Below are 20,873 nucleotides of genomic sequence, written 5' to 3' on the forward strand. Positions count from 1 at the left end.
AACTAATTTTGTACGCAATACGCGTCCATTGCCGTGCCTCGGCATCACACCGGACGATGCAATGGTAGGCCCGACTTCCACCAGCTTAGCCTCGAACCGGTCACAAGCCGCTGGTCGAGGTCGTCGATCAGTTTGGATAGCCTAAGTCTCGTCCGCCATCGCTCAATGGCCGGTCTGCGCCGAGCAGATTGCGGGCGGCACTGCCTCAACCCGGCCAACTTCGGCCGCTGGCACGCAAGGCGACGCGACATTCGAACGTCGCTTCCGCACGAAGTGGCGGTCACTCACATGCCGATCATGGTCGACACATCGTCGCGCCAGGATGGATATCAGTGGCCCCTGCGAAGCGTTTGTGTCCGGATATTTCCGTTCCCCGTTACCCTAGATTTTGCCCGCAAGCGGGGGACGAAGAGACTCAAGGAGTCTCGTAAGCCTTGCTCGCTGCTCCGGAGTTAACCCTGGTGTAGCGGTCAACTGCTCAACACGTGCGCGCCAGTAGGTCCGGCTGAATAGTGAGTCTGCGCCATCAGCTGACAGAATCCGTTCGAGATGGGAAATCGCGGCTTCGGCGGTATGCCGCGTGTAAGGGCTCTTCCTGTTTGCAGGCCCGTTTTTAATGCTTTTTATCATGCACTTATCTCTTGTTGTGACCGACTGGGTCGGTCGGTACATCGGGAGTCGTCCGTACAAGGGCGATCCGCTGCGTCGACGACTTGCCGTCGCCGCCCGCAGGGGCGCAGCGCCGGAGTGTCTAGCGAAGTTCGGCCGCGGCCACCTGGTCATGCTCTCGAACAGCCTGAGAATTGGACCCCGAACGTTTCGGCAGACATTATCGTCACGCGCGGATAGCCATACCCACTCCTCTCGAATTCGTGGGTATGGCTATCCGCGCGTGGCGCGGCGATCACGTACGACCACACGGTTGATGCCACCAGTCAAGATGATCCAGATGTCGTGGCATTCTTCTCCGCAGCCGCTCACGGCGATTAGTGATCTATCACCATGATCATTGCGATACCAAGGGCCGAGGCTCCGATGATCAGGCCCATCAAGGTTTCAGTCATGACATATTCCTTTCACGGAAGCGCAGGGATGTTGCGTCAGTAGTGCACACCACCTCGCATGTCCTAAAGCCAAGGGGTTCCCAGATGGTCGGAGAGATTGCCGTTTGGTGCAAACCATCTTTACTCACAGTGCCGTGAGTCTCGCTCACGGGACGCCAAGCGGCCAACCGACGGACGCAGCCCAGGCTGCCATCGACTGCTCTGTGTCGTGACCTTCCCTGGAGAGCCATTCGTAGGAGCTTTCGATCACCGGACTCATGTGGCTCGCGCACGCAAAGTACTTCCGAAACTGCGCTGCGCACGGACCAAGAGGAGCGCATAACCGACCCGCAATGATGTCGTCGATGGCGAGAGAAAGAGGTGCCAGCACCAGGCCGAGCCCCTCAGCTGCTGCCTGCAAAGCCAGGTACATGTGCTCGAACTTCAGCTCGCCGACAGGCTTCACATCCGGTATGCCCGCCTGCGCGAGCCATTGCTCCCACGAGTACGGCTCGGTCACGTAATGAATGAGCGTATGGCCAGCGAGGTCCTCAGGCCCACGCAGGCGCCCTCCTTCGAGCAGATCGCAGTGGCAAAGCGGCACGATGACTTCTGTCATGAACGGGAATGACACGCAGCCCTGTATTGGCTCATGCGCTCCGCGAATCGCGATGTCGTAGCGGTGCTCCTGGAAATTGACAGGGGCGATCGATGTCGTGAGCCGGATCTCGACATCAGGCCGCTTGCGCTGAAAAGCCGAGATACGCGCAATCAGCCAGCGCATCGTGAACGTGGGCGGTGCATTGATGGTGAGCGCCGTCGGCGCCGCTTGATCCACGAGACCCCGCGACGCCACGGCGAGACGGTCGAGTACCGCCGTTGCGACGGCGAGATAGTCACGGCCTGCTTCTGTCAGCAACAATTGCGAGGCGCTGCGCCTGAACAGCGGCGTGCCGAGCCATCTCTCGAGCTGTGCAACCTGCCGGCTAACGGCACCGTGCGTCACACTCAGCTCCGTGGCGGCCTTGGTGAAACTCACATGTCTGCCCGCTGCCTCGAACGCTCTCACAGCGATGAGGGGAGGGAGTTTTCTGGACATGTCGAGGATCTCGCGATATCGGCGCCGGTAACGAACCGGGCATCGCCCGGCCTGCATCCAGGTAAAAGAGCGCCGCCATGCTCCGGCCATGCCCACCGTGGCTAGCAATAGGCGGCGGCATGTTTTTCGTATCGCGGAACTCTGCGTCTCTCTAGGATCCGGCAGACTCATGTGACGCAACAAACGTTCCACACTGTCCAGGCCAGACGGACTCGCGCTGTCCTTACGCACCAAAATGGCTAATCGTACGACTTTCATAACGCGTCCTTTGCGTGCGCTGCAAAGAAACGGGCTTGCGCGGCAAGCCGTTGCAATTTGCTCGAAAAGGCTACGCAACTGGCGGTCTGGTGATCCCGGACGGCTCATGTACCTTCAAACCCGCCCTTGATGTAGCTCTGGTTGGACGGACCGGTTCGGGTCGGAAGTACGCGTTGCCGACCGGCCGCTTTCGGGAAGCGAAATACAAATGACCGGTTTGCGGCGATGAGTTCGAAGCGCCGCTGGTCTCGTCCTGACCCAGAAGGGCCTGTCGCGTGATGGGAGCGAATGTCGGGTGAACGTCGGTAAGCCGCCCCCGGTAGCGGTCCCTCAGACAGACTTTTCATCGCGAAGAAGAATGCCACACGGCACTGCACAAGACCGGGCAAAAAAGTACGTCGCACTCAGTTGCGTCAATCAGGGTGACACCCATAGCCGAACGCTAGACCTCAAGGGCTAGATCGCCTCCGTAACGGCCTCACTTCCCGCTCAAGTTGTGCGAACCCCGGCCGATATTAACACTACGGTTGCATTATGTATTTTGAATGCAATTTCCTATTCGTGACATACTCAGTGTGAGGTTCCATAGATATGAAACTGTCTTTTGTCCAGAAGCTCTGGCTGCCGCTTATGCTGAGTTTGCTGTGTCTCGCTGGAATATCGGTTTACAGTGCTTACCAGGCAAGAGAAATGCGGCTGGCCGAGCGTAAGGCGGACCTGAAGCACGCGTCGGAAATCGCCCTGAGTGCCGTCAAAACTTTTGGCGATCAGGCGGCCGCCGGCTCCATGCCCGTGGCGGAAGCCCAGAAGCGGGCGATGGACAGCGTCCGAAACATGCGGTATGGCGAGGACGGCTATTTTCAGATCGTCAATTCGCAGCCGAGGGTCTTGATGCACCCGACGCGAGCGGACATGAACGGCAAGGACGTCGGCGACTACAGGGATCCGGACGGCGCGTACGTCTTCAGGGATATGGTTGCGCTCATCAAGCGCGACGGCAAGGGCTTTACCGCATATAGCGCTGCGAAGCCGGGAGCCACCGGAGCCTTCCCGAAAATCGCCTACAACGCGGCCTATCAGCCGTGGGACTGGATTCTCACGACGGGGCTTTATGTCGATGACCTCGATGCGGCTTTCCGCTCGTCGCTATATCAGAGCCTCGAGATCCTGGTAGTACTGGCTGCGGTTTTATCGGCGGTCGTGGTGATACTCAACCGTGGCATTCTGAACTCACTGGGCGGAGAACCGTCTTATGCCGCCGAAATTGCCAACCGGATTGCTGACAACGATCTGACTGCCCTGGTGAAGGTAGCGACACGTGACCGTTCGAGCCTGCTGTTTTCGATGAAGCGCATGCAGGAGCAGCTCACGCAAACGGTCGAGACGATCAAGATTTCGGCCGACTCGATTGCCACCGCTACTCACCAGATCGCGGCGGGCAACCAGGACCTGTCGCAGCGCACCGAAGAACAGGCCGCCTCGCTCGAAGAAACGGCGTCCAGCATGGAGCAGCTGACCTCGACCGTTACCCAGAATGCCGATAATGCCAGTCAGGCCAACCAGCTTGCTGCCCAGGCCGCCCAAGTGGCGGAACAGGGCGGTGTCGCGGTGTCACGCGTGGTGGAAACCATGGAGGGCATCAACGCCAGCTCGGACAAGATAGCCAACATTGTCGGCATCATCGAGGGTATCGCCTTCCAGACCAATATCCTCGCGCTGAATGCGGCTGTCGAAGCAGCGCGGGCGGGTGAGCAGGGACGAGGCTTTGCGGTGGTGGCCGCCGAAGTGCGGTCGCTGGCGCAGCGCTGCTCGGCGGCAGCCAAGGAGATCAAGGAACTGATCCACGATTCCGTCGAGCGGGTGCGGACAGGCGCCAGCCATGTACAGGAGGCCGGCACGAAGATGCACGAGATCACCCGCGAGATCCAACGCGTGACCGACATCATGGGTGAAATCACCGCCGCCTCGCAGGAACAGAGTAAGGGCATCGGCCAGATCAATCAGGCCGTCACGCAGATGGACGAAGTCACGCAGCAGAACGCGGCCCTGGTCGAACAGGCGGCGGCCGCCGCCGGTGCGCTCGAGTCGCAGGCGAGCGATTTGAAAGCCGCTGTTTCGATGTTCAGGCTGGTCGTCTCGCACGACGCAGGCACGGGGAGCGACGCGCAGACGCGCACGCCGGCTCCGGCGCGAGCCAGGGCGCCGGCCAAGCCAGCTCCGAAGCAGTTTGCACCGCGGCCGCCCGGTCGCACGGCGCAAACGGCCGAGGCTGACGAATGGAACAGTTTTTAGGCAGCCACCCGCATCAAGTCTTGCCACACCTCCCGACGTTGCAGCGCGTCAAGGTGATCCGGTCATTGGGCAGGGCATTGAAATGCCCTGTCGTTGATGGACGATCTGGTCCTGCCCGCCGAGTATCACTCGGCACAGCTTGAACTCACCGATACCATTCTTGCCGCATTGGACCAGGAGGCGGCCAGGCGTCAGTAGCTTTAAGCCGCACCATTGCGTGGTGCCTGCGGATCGAGGTCACGGCGTGGGATTTCATGCTGTCGCCACGACCTCAGCAGTGAGTAACTGCAATCGCAGCAGACGTGCCGCCTGCCCGATTGGCAGCGACTGAAACTCAACAGAAAGGGAAGTATCCAAAGTTGAAGGGAAACGTACTCTCGTCCGCCCCCGCCGACCGTCGACCGTCGACCGGCGTCGAACAGTAAAGTCGCCACGCCGGAATTCGTCTATCTCGGGCGGCAGCCGATCCTCGATCGCAGCGGAGCGTTGAACGCGTTCGAACTGCTGTTCCGCTGTGGGGCCGCCAATCCCGCCCAATTCACGGATGACGCGGTTGCTACCGCGCAGGTCATCGTGAGGCTATATGGCGCCAGTCAGCCCTCCGCTTATCTCAAGAACGAACTGGACAATCTCACGTCGCGACAGATTCGATGGTTTTCGTAGCGGCAAGACTTTCTCAAACGCAGCCATGAGCCTGCGAAGATTTTCGCTTTCCCTCCACCTTGGGATCTCGAACGGTCGGTAGCGGCTGATCATCTGTGAATCGGTCTGAAGCGCTAGAACGGCATCGCGCGTACCGACAAGGACCATGCTAATCTGCAGATCGTTGGCCAGTTATTTTAGAAGGTTCAAAGAGGCGCGTTGCTCACGGTACGTTCCGGCGAGCAGGTGATGAACCTCGTCTACGATTAGCATCTGCGGCGACATCCGCCGCAAGATGTCGAGCGAGCCGCTCGAGTGTGGCCAGCCCCGCAGCGGGGTTATGTGGCGCACCGAGCTCAAAGAGCAAGCCGGAATAAAAGCGGTGCTGATCGGGGGTGGGAGGCATCTGTACGCTCACGACCGGACACCGCTCTACCCCGGTTCTCTCGTCGAACTCGCTGGGGTGCGCTCGCCTGAACTTGGCCGTTATCTTGGTTTTCCCGATGTTCGAGTCGCCGTGCAGCAGAAGACACGGCATGCGCTCACGTCTCGGCGTCTCATAGAGCCGCTGCAGTACCTGCAAGGCTTCAGTCGCTCGGGGATAGTCGATCCACCGGTCACGCAGCAGACCCTTTATGCGATCCTCTTTTCCAGGTAGGACCTGATCTCTTGCAGCGGGTAGCAGATGCGCGAAATCACCTTGCTTCATGCTGGCTCCCTACCACTGCTCAACGTCATACGCGGTAACTGGTGCGTCGTAGTTCACCTGCTCGACCTGCCGCTGTTCAGCGAGTGCAAGATCTTCGATGCTGCTCTTCGGAACCAAACCGCCAGCTTGACGTGACATGCGGCGTCGCGCTCGAGTAGCCCGCTGGGAAGACGACCAGTTGTCGCTGCTGCTCGACAGTCTCGAATATCTCCCTCTCCGATACTGCCCGTTGTCCTCTAGCCCGGATAGCTCGCAAAGCTGCCCGCTGTTCGAACAGCGAGATGGGAGGCCGACGCAAGTCCGCGTATCGCACTTCAACGAAACTGCTTCTGCCAGCGCTTACGAAGATGCGCGACAGATCTTCTGGGTGATAGCGGATCGTCACGGACCGGCGTGTTTCCCGCCATGCCGCGAACAAGGGATGCCAATAGCGGATCAGGAAGAGCTTGAGGCCGTCCCGCTGGATGGTCCGGGATGCGACTGGCAGGAACCGGATCAGAAACTTCAGTTCGGCATCCGGTTGAGTTGGCAAGCATCGCGAATCCGATGCTCGCCATGTATCCTGCCACTTCTGCATGGGCTGAAGTCCCAACAAACCGCGGTGGGGGCTGCAGTGATAACGCCTGCCGATCTCAACAGCGAGCCACTGCTCGAACTGCTTCAACGTGAGTGAAGCTGTCTTCTCGGCCTGGCGCGCCTTGCGCCCTTTGACTGACGATCCAGTCGAACCAGGTAGGCCACGCACGCGCTCCATCAAGGTCCTGTTCAGCCGCTCGATGTGACCACCGAAGTGCGGCTTGCCCACCGGTCGGTACATGAGTTCAATGCCGTACTCGCGGCATCCGCTGCGGAGCGCGCGGCTTTTGAATTCCGCCGCGTTATCAAGGTGCAGCGTCCGAGGGATACCGCGCATTGGCCAGTCAGCTTCAATGCCTAGTCTTTCGAGCCACGGCTCTTTGCGCAGGACTACGCGCGAGAGAAGTAAGCTTACTGTCGCAGCTCCCGGCCTCTCCATTGCGACATAAAAGCCAAGCACACATCTCGTAGCAACGTCGAGAGCCACAGACAGCCACGGTCGACCGATGATCCGTCCGTCCAGTTCGCTAACGAGCAGGATGTCCGCTTGCGTGTGATCAACCTGCACGATGTCTAACGGATGGCGGACCTGGAAGGTGCCGGGGGCGATTGCGGCGTCCGGGATGGCAGCTCGTGCCAAAGCATCCTGCTCGCGATATGAGAGCCACCGTCGAGCTATCGTCGACCTGCTTGGAGGCGACAGACCTGCAACGCTGCAGCGACGTTTCACCTCAAGTACAAGATCAGTTGCAGGATGCGCAAGGTGCCGCTGATCGGGGAGCCATTCGTGCACGGCCTCGTCGATGACGCATTCGACGGCGGCGTCCAGTCTGCCCCCGGTCGCCCTACCCGGCTGCCTTGGCTCCAAGGCGCTGGCGACCGGATCTGCGAGGAAACGCCGACGCAGGCGATATACGGTGGTGCAGTGAACGCCTAAAAGCTGTGCTGCTCGCTCAGCCTGTTTTCGGGAGAGCACACCGTTGCCAAGCGGTCGAAGCACGGACGCAACCTTCGCTGCTCGAGCGGCCCGCTCTTCGATCGAAGCCATATGGACCCCTACCTATCCACGCGAAACGTGCGCTAGCAGTATTAGCGAACTCGTGCGACGTGCTAGCAACGTTAGAGAACATTGGCCAAGTTTCTGTTGCAGAAACGCAACGACTATCCAGCCGCGCGAAAACGCAGAAAAGACCCTGTTTGCCGAGGCTTCTCTGGGAATTTCTGCTAGCAACGTTACTGAACACGGCTAGCGCTAATACTGAACGCCTACATGAACCGCCGAAATCGGAGATTCGAGCCTTGCTACAAGCAGTAGCGAATGAAGCGGACGTTCGATCGTAAAGCTCACCGGAAGCGCCACGCACGCCCGTAACACAGCAGGGACATCGCCAGTACCACGCCCGACGCTGTCCCACGTGGCGACACCTTGTCGAAAGCCGTTCCTCTCTTTTCAGCCAAGCCGCCAAGTCTCCGCGCGAAGGAAGCTCACCCGAATCGCGCCAGATGCGGGCTGCCAAGCGAGCATCGGCATTCGCGCGTATGCTTTTGCATCCGTTTCAAATCCAATCTCAGAGAGAACAAATGCAAAAGCACACGATCGGCACCTCGGACCTTCAAGTCGCCCCCCTCGTCTTCGGCGGCAACGTCTTCGGCTGGACGGCTGATGAGCGCACGTCGTTCTCCATCCTCGACAGTTTCGTCGACCACGGCTTGAACTTCATCGATACGGCCGACTGCTACTCGCAGTGGGCCGAGGGCCATCAGGGCGGCGAGTCCGAAACGATTATCGGCAAGTGGTTCAAGGAGAGCGGCAAGCGCGACAAGATCGTGCTCGCGACCAAGGTCGGGATGTGGCGGACGCGGCCGGGGCTGTCGGCGGCGAACATCGAGGCAGCCATCAATGATTCGCTGCGCCGGCTGCAGACCGATTACATTGACGTCTATTTCTCGCACCTCGACGACGACAAGACGCCGTTCGAAGAGACGCTCGGCGCATATCAGAAGCTCGTCAAGGCGGGCAAGGTACGGGTGATTGGCGCTTCGAACTTCACCGGCGAGCGGCTCGAGGCAGCGCTGAAGGTATCGAAGGAGCTGGGGTTGCCGACGTATCAGGTGCTTCAGCCGGAGTACAACCTTTACGATCGGAAAGGTTATGAGACGGATCTCGAGCCGGTCGCGCAGGCGCACAAACTGGCGGTGGTCACGTATTTCAGCCTGGCGAGCGGTTTCCTGAGCGGAAAATACCGTTCGAAGGCGGACGCGGCGAAAGCTGCGCGCAGTTCGCTCGTGGACAAATACTTCGACGACCGCGGGCTGCGGATTGTCGATGCGCTCGTTCAAGTGGCCAAGCGCAATGACGCGACGCCCGCGACCGTGGCACTCGCCTGGATCATCGCGCGGCCGAGCGTGACGGCGCCGATCGCAAGCGCGACATCGGCGGAACAACTGGAGAGTCTGGCGGCTGCGACACGCCTGCAACTCCCTGCCGAAGACCTGAAGCTGCTTAACGACGCCAGCGCACCGGCGCAATAACCGAGTCGCGAAGCCGGGTGGGCGCGTCAATTTCTTCACGGTCATCCGGTACGAGGCTGGCGAAGCTCATCCTTTCTGTCTCCGATCTCCACGCACTCCAGGACTATCTATACAGAATCGACAACCGCCGGCCGCGTCCGGTTGAATCCGCCGCCAACTACGGCCATTCGGCCGCGCTCTCACGCGGACATTCGAACGTCCGCTTCTCTCAGATATCCGACTTCCCCGACGATTATGTTCGTCGCGCGTGTTGCCTCACGGGATGATGTTACTCCCGGGTAATTGTCACTGTCCGAATGTTTTGCAATGACGGCTGGCGCAGCGTAGCGGCGCCAGCCGTCATTGCGTCGGCATCGCCGAGTATCCGCGTCACCAGTTCTCTGGCACGATTCGATCGCCATACCTTCACGCGGCGCTGCAAGGTGCGCAGCTGCGCGCCGGAATACATGGTGGGAGCCATCGAAGTGAGACGCTCATGGAGCTTTTGCGCGGTAATGCCGGGCTCCGCTTCGAGCCACTGCTGTATCTTCGGCCAGGTATGCTCGAACGGATCTTCCCGGGTACGCCAGTCATGGGGGACGCGCGCTTTTCGATGATGCGTCGGCCGGACCTCTCCGGCCTGCCATGCCGTTCCAAGACTCGTCAGGAAATCCGCGAGTGGAACTTGAGCGGATGTTTTTGTCTCCGTCGGCGCCACTCCGGAAGCACTGCATTCGGCGACACGCTGCTGGGCGTCGCGCATTCGACGTAAGAGATCCAGTGGGTCGAGCGCTCTGAACTGGGCACGCAGTCTGCGTTTGGTTGCCTCCGACACCGAAGCAGAACGCAGCACGCGCTCGAGCGGCGTCAAGGGCGCTTCATAGCGCTTCGTCACCCTCGCGCCGTGACGGGTCTTCGATTTCAGCTTGAATGACGGCTGGAAGAAGTTGATGTACAGCCGCGACACCTCGTAGAGGGAAGCAAGGGTTGCCGTGGCTTCCAGGCCGCGTAGCCTGCCATAGCCAACGAGGCGACGCACAATAGCGCCATTCTTTTGCCCGACCCATGCCTGATCGTTTTTCTTGTAGGCACGTGAGCGCGTCAGTTCGATACCCGTTGCCTTGCAGAAGTCAAGCATGGCCGCGTTCATGAAGGCAGTATCGTTATCGCAATCCAGACCACGCAGCGGAAACGGCAAGGCACGTCTAACACGCTCGATGTGCTCGAGAACGAACGCACCGCTGCGATACGGCATGGTCAGGCATTCGGTCCAGCCGGTCGCGATATCTGTCATCACGAAGCTATGCACGAAGTCGCCGTCGATCTTGGTGCCACCACAATGCTCGACGAAATCGACCTCGAGATAGCCGGGCAACGGATCGTTCCAGTCAGAGAACGTGCGGATCGGCACCGCACGACGAATCGCATTGCCGATTCCTCCGGCGCGCCGGCGCTGGCCGGAGAAGGCCTGTTCGCGCACGTCGCGTAGCAGCCGGTCAATGGTAGCGGCGCTGATCTGCTTGAGCCGTTGGCGCATGTCCTTCGATAGCGACAGGTGACCATGCCGTGTCATCGAGTCGATCAGCGTCGGGATGAGCGCCTTCAACCGCTTGCCGCAGATCCTGTCGGCAGCCTCCCACAGCGTGATCAGCGCCGCCCGCACTTCATCGCCATAACGCCGCTGCGGCCCTGGCTTCGCCCTTTGCGGCTGAGGATCCCGACACAGCACCCGGATCGCATGCTTACGGTGATAGCCCGTCAATTCAATGAATTCGTCCAGGATCTGGCGTTTCTCCGTCCGGTCAGAACGTCGATACCGCTCGCCAACCGCCTCAGTCAATTCCCGTCGTGTTGTCATGCTGAGCCGCCTCGTCATAAGTCGTCCTCGCCAGCATTCTGACGGGTAACAAATTACATGAGGCAACAGGTACCGCTTGGTAGCAAAAATCCTGAGTCAATGCGTCGCGTGATCGTCGATTTCGGGCCGGCGCGACCCGGCCCAACCGAATAAGAGGGATTACTGACCCGCTTCTTTAAGTGTCATAGAATTCTTCACAGACGTAACGCCGGGCACTCCCTGCGCTACCAGGGTCGCCCTTATCAATCTGGCTCGAGTCAGTGACAGATCCAGCAAGCGTCACTGCACTACCTTTTGCAATGATGTTGATTCTGGAAGTGTTGACACCGCCCTTTGAGAGTGCGTGAAGCACTTTCTTGCTGAGTGCGCGATTTGCCTGTCTGGTGGCTTTCGCGCCTCCCCCGCTTGCTGGCGCCATGCTGGATTCAGTTGACGTCGCAGCGGATTCCCTAGTCTGCGACCACGCATTGACGGATACCACAAAGATCAATGCGCTACCCATCAGCTTGAATGTCTTGATTGCTTTCATCGCTCGCTCCCGTTGGTCCACCATAGGTTCCCGCAGAGATTGCTGGTATGTCACTACCGTGCAACCGGTCAGTGGTTCGTAGTAGGCTGCTGCCTGACGTAGCCCCAGAAATCCCGTCAAATTGGTCGAGTTTTGCGGAGCGCACGGTTGTGCAATCTCGCACAAGCAATCTGCTCCTGTTTTCTAGCGAGACAATAGGACTTTGGTTCAATTCCTTGGCCATAAGGGCGATGGCGTAGGCCGTCGCGCCAAGGCATATCTGGCGGGGCGAAGATACTGCTGCATTGATTCGGTCTTCCGCTGCCGGCCCAGAGCGTGTCAAAACGCCTGACCTCTGGGAATTGACGAAACCTATCTCGGCGCAGGTCGCGGCTGGTGAAGTGCGGGAACACAAACGTCAAATGACAACCGCACATATTGCACAGGCTCAACAACCCCATGCGGGCGTCACGCCCGCATCGCCTTCATAAGCGTTTCTGAACCGAGTAGCCTGATCACCCGCTTCATGTTGTACGCGAGCACGTGCAAGCTCATCTCCGTGCTCACCCGCTCGATGGTTCATGTCAGGAAATGGGTTGCACCCATCCACGCCTTGATCGCGCCAGATGGATGCTCGACAGTCTGTCGCCGGATGCGCATCGTCTCAGGCGCATGGTCAAGTCGCGCCTGCATCTCGTCCAGAACAGCTTCGTGTTCCCAGCGTGCCACGCGACGTTGAGGGCCCGGCGTGCAGTCCCCTTTTAGCGAACATTGCTGGCAATTCGAACTCCAATACTTACTGAGTTTCAGGCCGCGCTCAACGGTCGAGAATCGCCAGATGTGAAGTTGACCCGCGAAAACGGACACCTATTCTTTTTGAAGAGGAGGTGTCGAAATGGGCAAGACTCGTACACCGTACCCGGCGGAGTTCCGGGCGCATATGGTGGAATTGGTCAAGGCCGGGCGTACACCGCAGGAGCTCGCGCTGGAGTTCGAACCGACGGCACAGACCATCGTCAACTGGTGCGCGCAGGCTGAGCGTGATGCTGGCGTACGGCATGACGGGCTGACCACGGCTGAACGGCAGGAACTGACGCGTCTGCGCCGTGAGAATCGCCAGTTAAAAATGGAGCGCGACATTCTCTCGCAGGCTGCGGCCTGGTTCGCGAGAGAGACGGGAGCCGTGCCACCGAAGGGTACGGATTCATGAAAACGAACCGGGCCCGCTGGCCCATTGCCAGGATGGCACGGCTGCTCGGGGTCTCGACGAGCGGTTTCTACGCGTGGCTGGTACGCGAGCCATCGCAGCAAGCATCCAGCGATGCGCTGCTGCTGGCGCGCATCCGTACGCTGCATGCGAGCTCGCGCGGGACGTATGGCGCGCCACGTATCCACGCGCAGCTCGCACGCGAAGGCATGCACGTGGGACGCAAGCGGGTGGCGCGGCTCATGCGCATGGCAGGGTTGTGTGGGGCCAGCCGGCGGCGCTGGCCACGAACCACGCGGCAACGTGCGGGGGCACGGCGCGCACCCGACCTGGTACGCCGGCACTTCAGCGCTGATGCGATGAACGTGCTGTGGGTTGCAGATGCCACCTACATCCCGACTGACGAGGGCTTTCTGTATCTGGCCGTGGTGCTCGACGTGTTCAGCCGGCGCATCGTTGGCTGGGCGATGTCCAATCATCTGTATACGGAACTGATGCTGCGAGCGCTGGACATGGCATTGCAGCAGCGCCACCACGATGGGGTGATTCTGCATTCGGACAGTAAGAATACGGGTACCAGATGTTTCCGGGCAGTCACCGTTTCGAAAGAGGGGCTTTCGGGAGAGGTCTGGTGCCGTAGAGCGTTCCGGGCGACCTGACCCACATTCCGATCGACTCAATGTCTTTCCCTGGACCCGTCGGTCCTCTGGAACTGCCGAACGGCGAGGTTTCACCTCGTCGATACGTGTGACTCAAGAAGGGCCTGACGCCCTGTCACTTTACTGTCTTGTCCAGGTACTCGATGCCGGTGAGATCGCCCATATCCTATCGGCAACCGGAGCGAGGCTGTATGAAAGAAGAACAGGCTACTGCTGGCCGTCGCAGCATCGTAGGCGGCGTTGATACGCATAAGGATCTGCATTTCGCGGCTGTGGTTGACGAACTTGATCGCCTTCTCGGCAGCGAATGCTTCCCAACCACGCGGCACGGCTACAAGCAGATGTTGCTTTGGATGCGCTCATTCGGTGAGCTTGTCCGGGTCGGCGTCGAGTGCACCGGGAGCTACGGCGCGGGCTTACTGCGCTACCTGCAGCAGGCCCATGTAACCGTGCTGGAGGTCACCGCACCGGATAAGAGCGACCGGCGCAAACGTGGCAAGGACGACACGCTGGACGCCTACAACGCGGCTCACGCTGCCTTCGCCGGCGTGCGTACCGTCACGCCCAAGACGCGCGATGGCATGATTGAGTCGCTACGCGTTCTGAAAGTCTGCCGGAAGACGGCCATTTCGGCGCGTCGCGTCGCTTTACAGCTGATCCACAGTACCATCATCAGCGCGCCCGATGAATTACGTGAATCACTACGCGCGATGACACGAATGCAGCTCATCCGAACATTGGCTGCGTGGCGTCCGGATCTGTCGGACTATCGGAACCTGACCTCTGCTTGCCGAATTGCACTGAAGTCACTGGGACGTCGGTATCTGGAGTTGCACGACGAGATTGCCGACCTCGACGTCATGATCGCAACGCTCGTGGACGAACTCGCCCCCGATCTTGTCTCGCGAAATTCGATTGGTTACGCGTCGGCTTCGCAACTGTTATTGACCGCAGGCGATAACAGCGACCGGCTTCAGTCAGAGGCCAGCTTCGCCGCCCTTTGTGGCGTGAGCCCCGTCCCGGCGTCCTCCGGTAAGGTGACGCGACATCGGTTAAATCGCGGTGGGGATCGCGCAGCCAACAGCGCCTTGCACATCATTGCCATCGGTCGCTTGAGAACCGACGCTCGCACAAAGGCCTACGTCGCCAAACGTGTCGGCGAGGGGCATTCGAAACTTGAAGCAATCCGCTGCCTCAAGCGCTATATCGCGCGGGAGGTCTACTACGTAATCCAGCAACGCAACCGCCAGATCACGCAGGCTCAAATTACCGCTTGATCTTTAGAAGGGCGTCCAGGGCTGTCAGTACACGTCCATTGCCTTCGGCCGACGTTGTCGCGAGGCCGGCGTGCAACCGTCAATGGGGACCGCCGGCGACGCCTATGACACTCAGTCCAAAATACGCCTTGAACGTCGTTCCGATCTGACCCAGCCTATGATTGGCCGCGCTGCCTTCGCGTTGACCTGTCGATTGGATTCGACGTTCCCCGAGCGTTGCCGGGCCCAGCGTCTGTGACCTGATAGGAGCTTCGTATTGCGCCGTGAGTGTCCTGTCCTGCGATTGGGGTTGGCGATGCGTTCACCCACAAGGAAGACACGGATGGAACAAGTGGAAGTGATTTTAGGCGTTGATACCCATCTGGATGTTCATGTTGGAGCCGTCATCAATCAGACGGGAAAACTGCTCGGAACCCTCACTGTTTCGGCAAGTGCAAGCGGATACCTGGATCTGCTCATCTGGGCGCAATCGTTCGGCGTGCTTCGTCGCGCCGGCGTAGAAGAGACCGGCACGTATGGCGCCGGGCTGACGCGCGTCCTGCTGGATCATGAGATTGAAGTCCGGGAGGTAAATCGGCCGGACCGCGCGGATCGCAGGTTTCGAGGCAAATCCGATACCACCGACGCCGAAAGCGCTGCACGCGCCGTGCTTTCAGGCAAGGCCGCAGCGATCCCAAAAGACAAATCGGGCGCTGCTGAGGCTATGCGCGCTGTCACCGTCTCACGGCGAAGTGCTGTTAAGGCGAAAACCCAAGCCATCAATCAGCTGAGAAGCTTGCTCGTCAGCGCACCTCAAGACATTCGCGAGCGCCTTTCGAGCACAAAGATCGCCGAATGCGTTGCGAACTGCGCTCGCGTCAGGTCGCTGGGCAACACTCCTATGTTGCAGACTCTGGCCATCACGCTTCGCTTGCTGGCGAAGCGGTGGATGGCTTTGGAGGATGAACTGAAGGCGCTTGATGCAATGTTGGAGAAGCTTACCAACCAGTACGCTCGTCGGCTTAGGGGGCGCTTCGGTGTCGGACCTCGCACCGCCGCGATACTCGTTACTGTTGCGGGCGACAACCCTGAACGACTAAAAAATGAAGCGTCTCTCGCAGCGCTTTGCGGAACGAGCCCTCTCCAGGCGTCATCTGGTAAAACAGTACGGCATCGACTGAATCGCGGGGGAAACCGTTCTGCAAACAACGCGCTATGGACAATAGCGATGGTCCGCATGCGCAGTGACCCGAGAACCAAAGCGTACGTGCAACGTCGCACCCATCAGGGTATGTCGAAGAAAGAAATTCACCGCTGCTTGAAGCGGTACATAGTCAGAGAACTCTATCCTCTCATTCTCGCCGATCTAGCGGATTCCAAAGCCTTCGCTTGACATAGGAGCGTCAACGCGATGTGTGAGTCGTTCTTCGGCACGCTCGAGGCAGAGCTGCTATCGCGCGAACACCTTGCAACTCATGAGCAGGCGCGTCGGCGCGTGTTCTCGTTCCTGGAAGGTTGGTACAACGTACGCCGCCTGCACAGCAGCATCGGGTATTGCTCGCCGCTCGAATTCGAAACCCTGCATGCGCCGCATCAGCCCTCACCACAGCGCGGGTTGCCCACCGCCGGGCAGCGTCAGGGTCGAGAGAAGCGGCCCGCCGCCCGGCCGTGGACAACCCGCGAGTCAACCCTTAACGGAGGCTAGACCAAATCGAATCGCTGACTACAAATCTGTCCGTCAAACCGGGTCAACCTCAGACATTGCAGAAGGTACCCGGTCATTTGCGCGCGCGACGCTTCGACATAGTACGAATCCAGCGGCTACCGAAAAGCCATCGATAGAACGCCAGCCTGGTTGCAAGATTGATTCCTTCAAGTACTGCCAACCAAGCCGCAAGCCCAATGGCGAAGAACGACAAAATAATGTGGAATACAACGGCGAACGCAAACTGAATCCGCGATAAAGAGAGAGCTGTCCAGGTCAATTTCTACATCCCTTGGGTTGGCAAACATTTGTACAACGGTTTGCCCACAAGCGTTCGCGTCGATAGACTACGACCCGCCAGGCAAGGTTGTTCTGTCGTGCCAGGCCGAGAGTAGTGAAACGATACGTTCTTGCGGGCATCCCTTTTTCTTCCGATCTGGAACGTTCCTGGACAGGCTCCGCCTTCGATCAAGCGGTTCTTGTCCAGTGATTTATCCGGAATGTTCGCTCCAGAGAAACGCGCAGGCAGCGCCACATTCGGCACTCGGTCCGGGTCGACGAGCAGGAAATGCTTTGCAGCTAGCGCGGCAGCGCGTCTGTCGGGCGTAGTGATGTCGCACGCCACAGTCTGACCGTGACGCCACCTTGAGCGCGTATGGCCGTGGCCTTCGCCTCAAGCTTCCCAAGGGTTGATGCCACCATCACGACGTTTACGGCTTTGGTGGCCAAAAAAAGGCCTCCGCACAGCCGCAGCCCAGCCCGCGACTTGGGCCGCAAACCAGAGCGGTTCTACCTTGGATTCCCATTTCCATATCCTGCTTCCTCTGATCGGACCGCGCCCAGCTCCACATGCATGGCAAAGCGGGACGGCGGGTCGATGGATGGAGTGTCTTGTGCGAAGTGCAGCGTCGACACATTGGCCCGGAGCGGCCGTTAGGGGCGCGTTGCCGATTACAGCGCGCTTGTGGCCACCCCGTTTCACCCCGCAATTCCTAAAAATTTAGGTGAAGACCTCCGGGTCCGCGGCTTCCGGCGACAGCGGTCAGGTTGCCGGTCAACATGGCTTCGCCTTCGGCGGCGAACGCTCCCGCCTCCTCATGACGAACATGGAGCCACTCAATGTCGCTCTTATTCATGTGGTGAGCGATGGGATTCAGCGTGTTGCCCACGATCCCATAGCAATGCTTTACGTCCGCCGAAACGAAGGTGTCTACAATAATTTCGGCAACTTTTTTCTCATGTCGGCGCTCCTGAAGGGGGCCTGTTCATGAGGTGACCAACCACCCTTGTAAAACCCACGCACGGAGTCCGTCACTGCCCTTCGCGCTCACCGGATCGGTGAGATGATCACCATATTCTGACTGGGCGCACTGACATCTGGTATCCCCCTGAGGAGGGATCCGCACAATGATAGCTCCTCCATGCCTCACACCTGAAGTAGGGATCAGCTAGTTGCCACAGCGAGCAGACGTCGGCCAATCTGAGTGCCGCGCGGCAAGGAATTCGACAGCCGCTCGAGCTTCGAAGTGAAATGGCGCTGTTGCACATCCGCCTGTCCAGCGTCACCGCGGGCCTCGTGAATCGCCGCCGCAGTGCGGTGAAGCCGCCAGTCCGCTAGCGGAGTTTCGAATCCCTCCGCGGCCGCGAACGCCTTGTTGATACTATCGAGTGCCATGACCGGATCGCCGCGATCCAGCGCCTCACGCGCAACGACTTCCCATGCCAGGGCCTGCCACGTCCGGTCTGCGGTGGCGAGGGCGAGCTTCACGAACTCCTGCGCGCGCGATCTGGCGGTGTGATGGTCTCCCGCCATCATTGCTGCCTCGGCGGCTCCCCATTCGATTGCCAGTTTCCAGTACCAGTCGAACGTGGTTGGAGCGGCGTCCATCTGACGGTCCGCTTCAGCAAACAGCGACGAGGCCCGTACGCTATCCCCCAATCCTATGTAGGCGAGGCCCCCGAGCACAATACACGCACGGTGTTGCACTGGCACAAGTGCGCCAGAAACGGTTTCGTCCGCTCGCGCGGTCGAGGTTGCAGCCGGCACGAGCCGTTGGTAGATTTCAATGACCGTCTCGTAGTCCATCGTGTGCACAAACAACCATCCCTCATAGATCTCGAGGGTGCGAGCGGCAAAATAATCACCGTTCTCGCGGAAAAACATCTTGCCCTGATCGAACGATTCGATCGCCCGTCCCAGCTCCCCCACGAAGAGATGAGCCCACGGCGTACCCATCCGGATCATCCACGTCGCCATCGCGAGGTTAAAGCCCGGATGTTCGACCGCGTGCTCAAAGAGGATCTGATAATTCGTCCGCACAAGCCCGAGGGCTTCGCGATACCGGGAGGAAATGATGCACAGCATGCTGTATTCCATATTCGCCCGGGCGATCATCAGTGGATCCCCCGTCTCGCGCAGCACGCGAATCGCACGCTCGCACTCGGTCAGATCCGCGTGTGACCAGCCGCTGGCCCAGATACGGCGTACATAGGCACTCACGCGCACCAGCGCGCTGACGCGCTGGTCGGGATGCGATGCACTGAGCGTCAGCGCTTCGTTCAGCATCCCGATGCAACGTTGCCTGTCGCTCCAGCTAAAGACGTAGGCGAGGCCGAGCATGGCACGCAATTGCGCATCGAGCCGGCCAATCGTACGTGCCTGCTCCTCGAGTTCAATCCAGGCCGCCTCGGCGCGCGGATCATGCCCCGCAGCGTAAAGCGACGCGCGCGCCTCGGCAAACTCAAAACTTTTCAGCGGACGCAAATCAGCTGGCAACTTTGTGGTGAGCGAAGCGGCAAGATCGAGAATCGACTGCGCCTCGCGATACGCAAAGCGAAGCCTCGCGGTTTGCAACGCAATGCGCAGATAGTCGATCGCCTTGAGCCACTCCCTCGCGTCAGCGAAATGTTGCGCGAGCTCGTATGCCACCTCCGCCCTCTGATCGCGAGGAAAGATCGCCTCGAGCCGTTCCGCGATTTGCCGATGCAAACGGGTGCGACGGATTAGCCCTTGATGCCCATAGAACGCGCTGCGAATGAGGGCATGGTCGAAACAGAACATAGTCGCCGCGCCCCCGTCGGGTAAGCGTTTCACCCCGCAACGTCGAATGAAACGCTGATTGCGTGCCAGCGCCTCGCACAGATCGTCGAAACGCTCCGTCGACAAACCCGCGGCCTCGGCCACGGTCGCCGATAAAAAGGAGAGCCCTGCCACGCTTGCGGCTTCAAGCAGATTCCGCTCGTCGCTACCCAGCCGCCGGATTCTCCCCTCGATCGTCTGGATAATCGTGCGGGGGGAGGTCGTGCTAATCACCGCTAATGGCACCAATGGCCGCCAGCCGGTCGCCGTCTTGCGAAGCATGTTGCGCTCCACGAGATCGGCGAGGGTCGCCCGCATAAACAGCGGGTTGCCGCCGCAACGTTGTACGATTCGATAGCACAGTTCTTCCTCGGCAGGGTCGACATGATCGCGGCCTGTCAGCCACGAAACCACCGCGTCGCCAGCAAGTGGGCCAAGCGCCAGATCGCGGCACAAGCCCCTCAGCGAAAGCTCGTGGTGCAGTTCCTCAATTGGGTGGTCAGCCAGCGCCGCCTCCGTCGGCCGGTAAGTGACGACGACCATCAGGCGCAGAGCTCCTGACTGGCCCGCAATCGCCGCCAGCAAATCAATGGTTGAGTGGTCCGCCCAATGAAGATCTTCGAATATCAGAATCAGCGGCTGTGTCCGCGTCAGAGAGGCCAGCACGCCGCAGATTTCCCGCAGCATGCGTTCGCGCGAAGCGCCAACGATCTGCCGCAGCAGGGACTCGCGGACATGGCTCGCCACCTGGCCCGGGAGCTGCAACGCCCACGTGGGCGCAAGCGTCACCAGCGCTTTCACGACTTCATTGCCGCGGGCTCCCTCACAAAGTTGCCCGAGAGCCTGCAGAACTGGATAAAAAGGTTCCGTGCCGCCATAACCCTCGACACAATGCCCTTCAGCGACCCACGCATCGTCATGCTCGAACCTCTGGGCGGCAACGAACTGCTTGAGCAACGCGGTCTTGCCGATTCCTGGTTCACCGGTAACCACCACGAGCTGACTGTTGCCGGCTCTGGCCCGCTCGATCGCAGCGGCCAGTTGCTGCAGTTCGCTCGTGCGACCGACAAAGTGGCCGTTGCTCTCGTCGCTGGCAATCTGCTGATATCCCGTTGAAGGGACCTCTACGGGCGCGACGAAACGGTATCCGCGTCCTCGCAGCGTTTCGATGTAGCGTGGGTGCTGCGCGCTATCGCCGAGCCGTGTCCGGATCATCTGTATCTGGGCCTTCACGACTTCGGGCTGTACGTGCACATCGGGCCACACCGCTTCGAGCAGCGCGTGGTGGGTAATCAGCACACCGCGATTCTCGACCAAAAACCGCAACACGCCGTAGGTCTTGGGCGTTAAGTCAACCCGTTCGGGTGGCGCGCCGGTATCCAGCCTCCAAAGGCATTCGTTCGCCATATCCAGACGAAAGCCGGCGAAACTGATCGAAGAACGCGTACTCGATTGCGCTTTCATACCAACC

The 20,873-nt window shown here is 59.8% G+C and carries 14 protein-coding genes and 3 pseudogenes; 8 read left to right on the plus strand and 9 right to left on the minus strand.

Annotation, left to right across the window (positions count from 1 at the left end):
• Window positions 1–1,209: 1,209 nt before the first annotated feature.
• The gene (locus RW095_RS04650) at window positions 1,210–2,142 is read right to left on the minus strand and encodes a LysR substrate-binding domain-containing protein (protein WP_317014823.1); all 933 of its coding nucleotides are present in this window, start codon (window positions 2,140–2,142) and stop codon (window positions 1,210–1,212) included.
• Window positions 2,143–2,991: 849 nt separating this feature from the next.
• On the opposite strand from RW095_RS04650, the gene RW095_RS04655 reads away from it, so the two are divergent.
• Together RW095_RS04655 and RW095_RS04660 are read left to right on the plus strand one after the other, a co-directional pair.
• A complete protein-coding gene (locus tag RW095_RS04655; RefSeq protein ID WP_317014825.1) occupies window positions 2,992–4,692 on the plus strand; it encodes a methyl-accepting chemotaxis protein in 1,701 nt (566 codons plus the stop codon).
• Window positions 4,693–5,130: 438 nt separating this feature from the next.
• Window positions 5,131–5,280, plus strand: a pseudogene (locus RW095_RS04660) (diguanylate phosphodiesterase); the annotation flags it as partial.
• Here the strand turns inward: RW095_RS04660 and RW095_RS04665 are convergent.
• Window positions 5,275–6,043: pseudogene (locus tag RW095_RS04665) on the minus strand (TniB family NTP-binding protein); the annotation flags it as partial. The pseudogenes RW095_RS04660 and RW095_RS04665 sit on opposite strands and share 6 nt — an antisense overlap.
• A gap of 76 nt (window positions 6,044–6,119) precedes the next feature.
• Window positions 6,120–7,667: a Mu transposase C-terminal domain-containing protein gene (locus RW095_RS04670; RefSeq protein ID WP_317014827.1), complete on the minus strand. Its 1,548-nt coding sequence runs from the start codon at window positions 7,665–7,667 to the stop codon at window positions 6,120–6,122.
• Between the two features lie 533 nt (window positions 7,668–8,200).
• Here RW095_RS04670 and RW095_RS04675 point away from each other — a divergent pair.
• Entirely contained in the window at window positions 8,201–9,151 is a 951-nt protein-coding gene (locus RW095_RS04675) for an aldo/keto reductase (RefSeq protein ID WP_317014828.1), read from the plus strand.
• A gap of 268 nt (window positions 9,152–9,419) precedes the next feature.
• On the opposite strand, the gene RW095_RS04680 is transcribed toward RW095_RS04675, so the two are convergent.
• From RW095_RS04680 to RW095_RS04690, 3 genes and pseudogenes are all read right to left on the minus strand, one after another.
• The gene (locus tag RW095_RS04680; RefSeq protein ID WP_317014830.1) at window positions 9,420–10,988 is read right to left on the minus strand and encodes an integrase catalytic domain-containing protein; all 1,569 of its coding nucleotides are present in this window, start codon (window positions 10,986–10,988) and stop codon (window positions 9,420–9,422) included.
• A 175-nt stretch (window positions 10,989–11,163) separates the two neighbouring features.
• Window positions 11,164–11,517: a BON domain-containing protein gene (locus RW095_RS04685; RefSeq protein ID WP_317014831.1), complete on the minus strand. Its 354-nt coding sequence runs from the start codon at window positions 11,515–11,517 to the stop codon at window positions 11,164–11,166.
• A 447-nt stretch (window positions 11,518–11,964) separates the two neighbouring features.
• Window positions 11,965–12,351: pseudogene (locus RW095_RS04690) on the minus strand (transposase); the annotation flags it as partial.
• A gap of 40 nt (window positions 12,352–12,391) precedes the next feature.
• On the opposite strand from RW095_RS04690, the gene RW095_RS04695 reads away from it, so the two are divergent.
• The 5 genes from RW095_RS04695 to RW095_RS04715 all read left to right on the plus strand — a co-directional run bounded on the left by RW095_RS04695 (window position 12,392) and on the right by RW095_RS04715 (window position 16,323).
• Window positions 12,392–12,706, plus strand: coding sequence for a transposase (locus RW095_RS04695; protein ID WP_317016305.1), 315 nt, complete (start codon window positions 12,392–12,394; stop codon window positions 12,704–12,706).
• Window positions 12,703–13,362 carry an IS3 family transposase gene (locus RW095_RS04700; RefSeq protein WP_317014820.1) on the plus strand — a complete coding sequence of 220 codons (660 nt, stop codon included), beginning with the start codon at window positions 12,703–12,705 and terminating at the stop codon, window positions 13,360–13,362. Before RW095_RS04695 ends, RW095_RS04700 begins: the two co-directional genes overlap by 4 nt.
• Window positions 13,363–13,553: 191 nt before the next feature.
• Window positions 13,554–14,639 (plus strand): IS110 family RNA-guided transposase, encoded by a 1,086-nt coding sequence (locus RW095_RS04705; RefSeq protein ID WP_317014833.1) that lies wholly within the window; start codon window positions 13,554–13,556, stop codon window positions 14,637–14,639.
• A gap of 322 nt (window positions 14,640–14,961) precedes the next feature.
• Complete coding sequence (locus tag RW095_RS04710) at window positions 14,962–16,011, plus strand: IS110 family RNA-guided transposase (RefSeq protein WP_317014834.1); 1,050 nt, start codon at window positions 14,962–14,964, stop codon at window positions 16,009–16,011.
• Between the two features lie 18 nt (window positions 16,012–16,029).
• Window positions 16,030–16,323: an IS3 family transposase gene (locus tag RW095_RS04715; protein WP_317014836.1), complete on the plus strand. Its 294-nt coding sequence runs from the start codon at window positions 16,030–16,032 to the stop codon at window positions 16,321–16,323.
• 73 nt (window positions 16,324–16,396) lie between these two features.
• Here RW095_RS04715 and RW095_RS04720 read toward each other — a convergent pair whose 3' ends face one another.
• From RW095_RS04720 to RW095_RS04730, 3 genes are all read right to left on the minus strand, one after another.
• Window positions 16,397–16,603 (minus strand): cytochrome ubiquinol oxidase subunit I, encoded by a 207-nt coding sequence (locus RW095_RS04720; RefSeq protein WP_317014837.1) that lies wholly within the window; start codon window positions 16,601–16,603, stop codon window positions 16,397–16,399.
• A 712-nt stretch (window positions 16,604–17,315) separates the two neighbouring features.
• Window positions 17,316–17,543, minus strand: a complete 228-nt coding sequence (locus RW095_RS04725; protein ID WP_317016748.1) for a thiamine pyrophosphate-binding protein — start codon at window positions 17,541–17,543, stop codon at window positions 17,316–17,318.
• Between the two features lie 224 nt (window positions 17,544–17,767).
• A complete protein-coding gene (locus RW095_RS04730) occupies window positions 17,768–20,866 on the minus strand; it encodes an ATP-binding protein (protein WP_317014838.1) in 3,099 nt (1,032 codons plus the stop codon).
• Window positions 20,867–20,873: the final 7 nt, after the last annotated feature.

The sequence above is a fragment of the Paraburkholderia kirstenboschensis genome (genome assembly GCF_032806925.1).
Lineage (GTDB): Bacteria > Pseudomonadota > Gammaproteobacteria > Burkholderiales > Burkholderiaceae > Paraburkholderia > Paraburkholderia kirstenboschensis.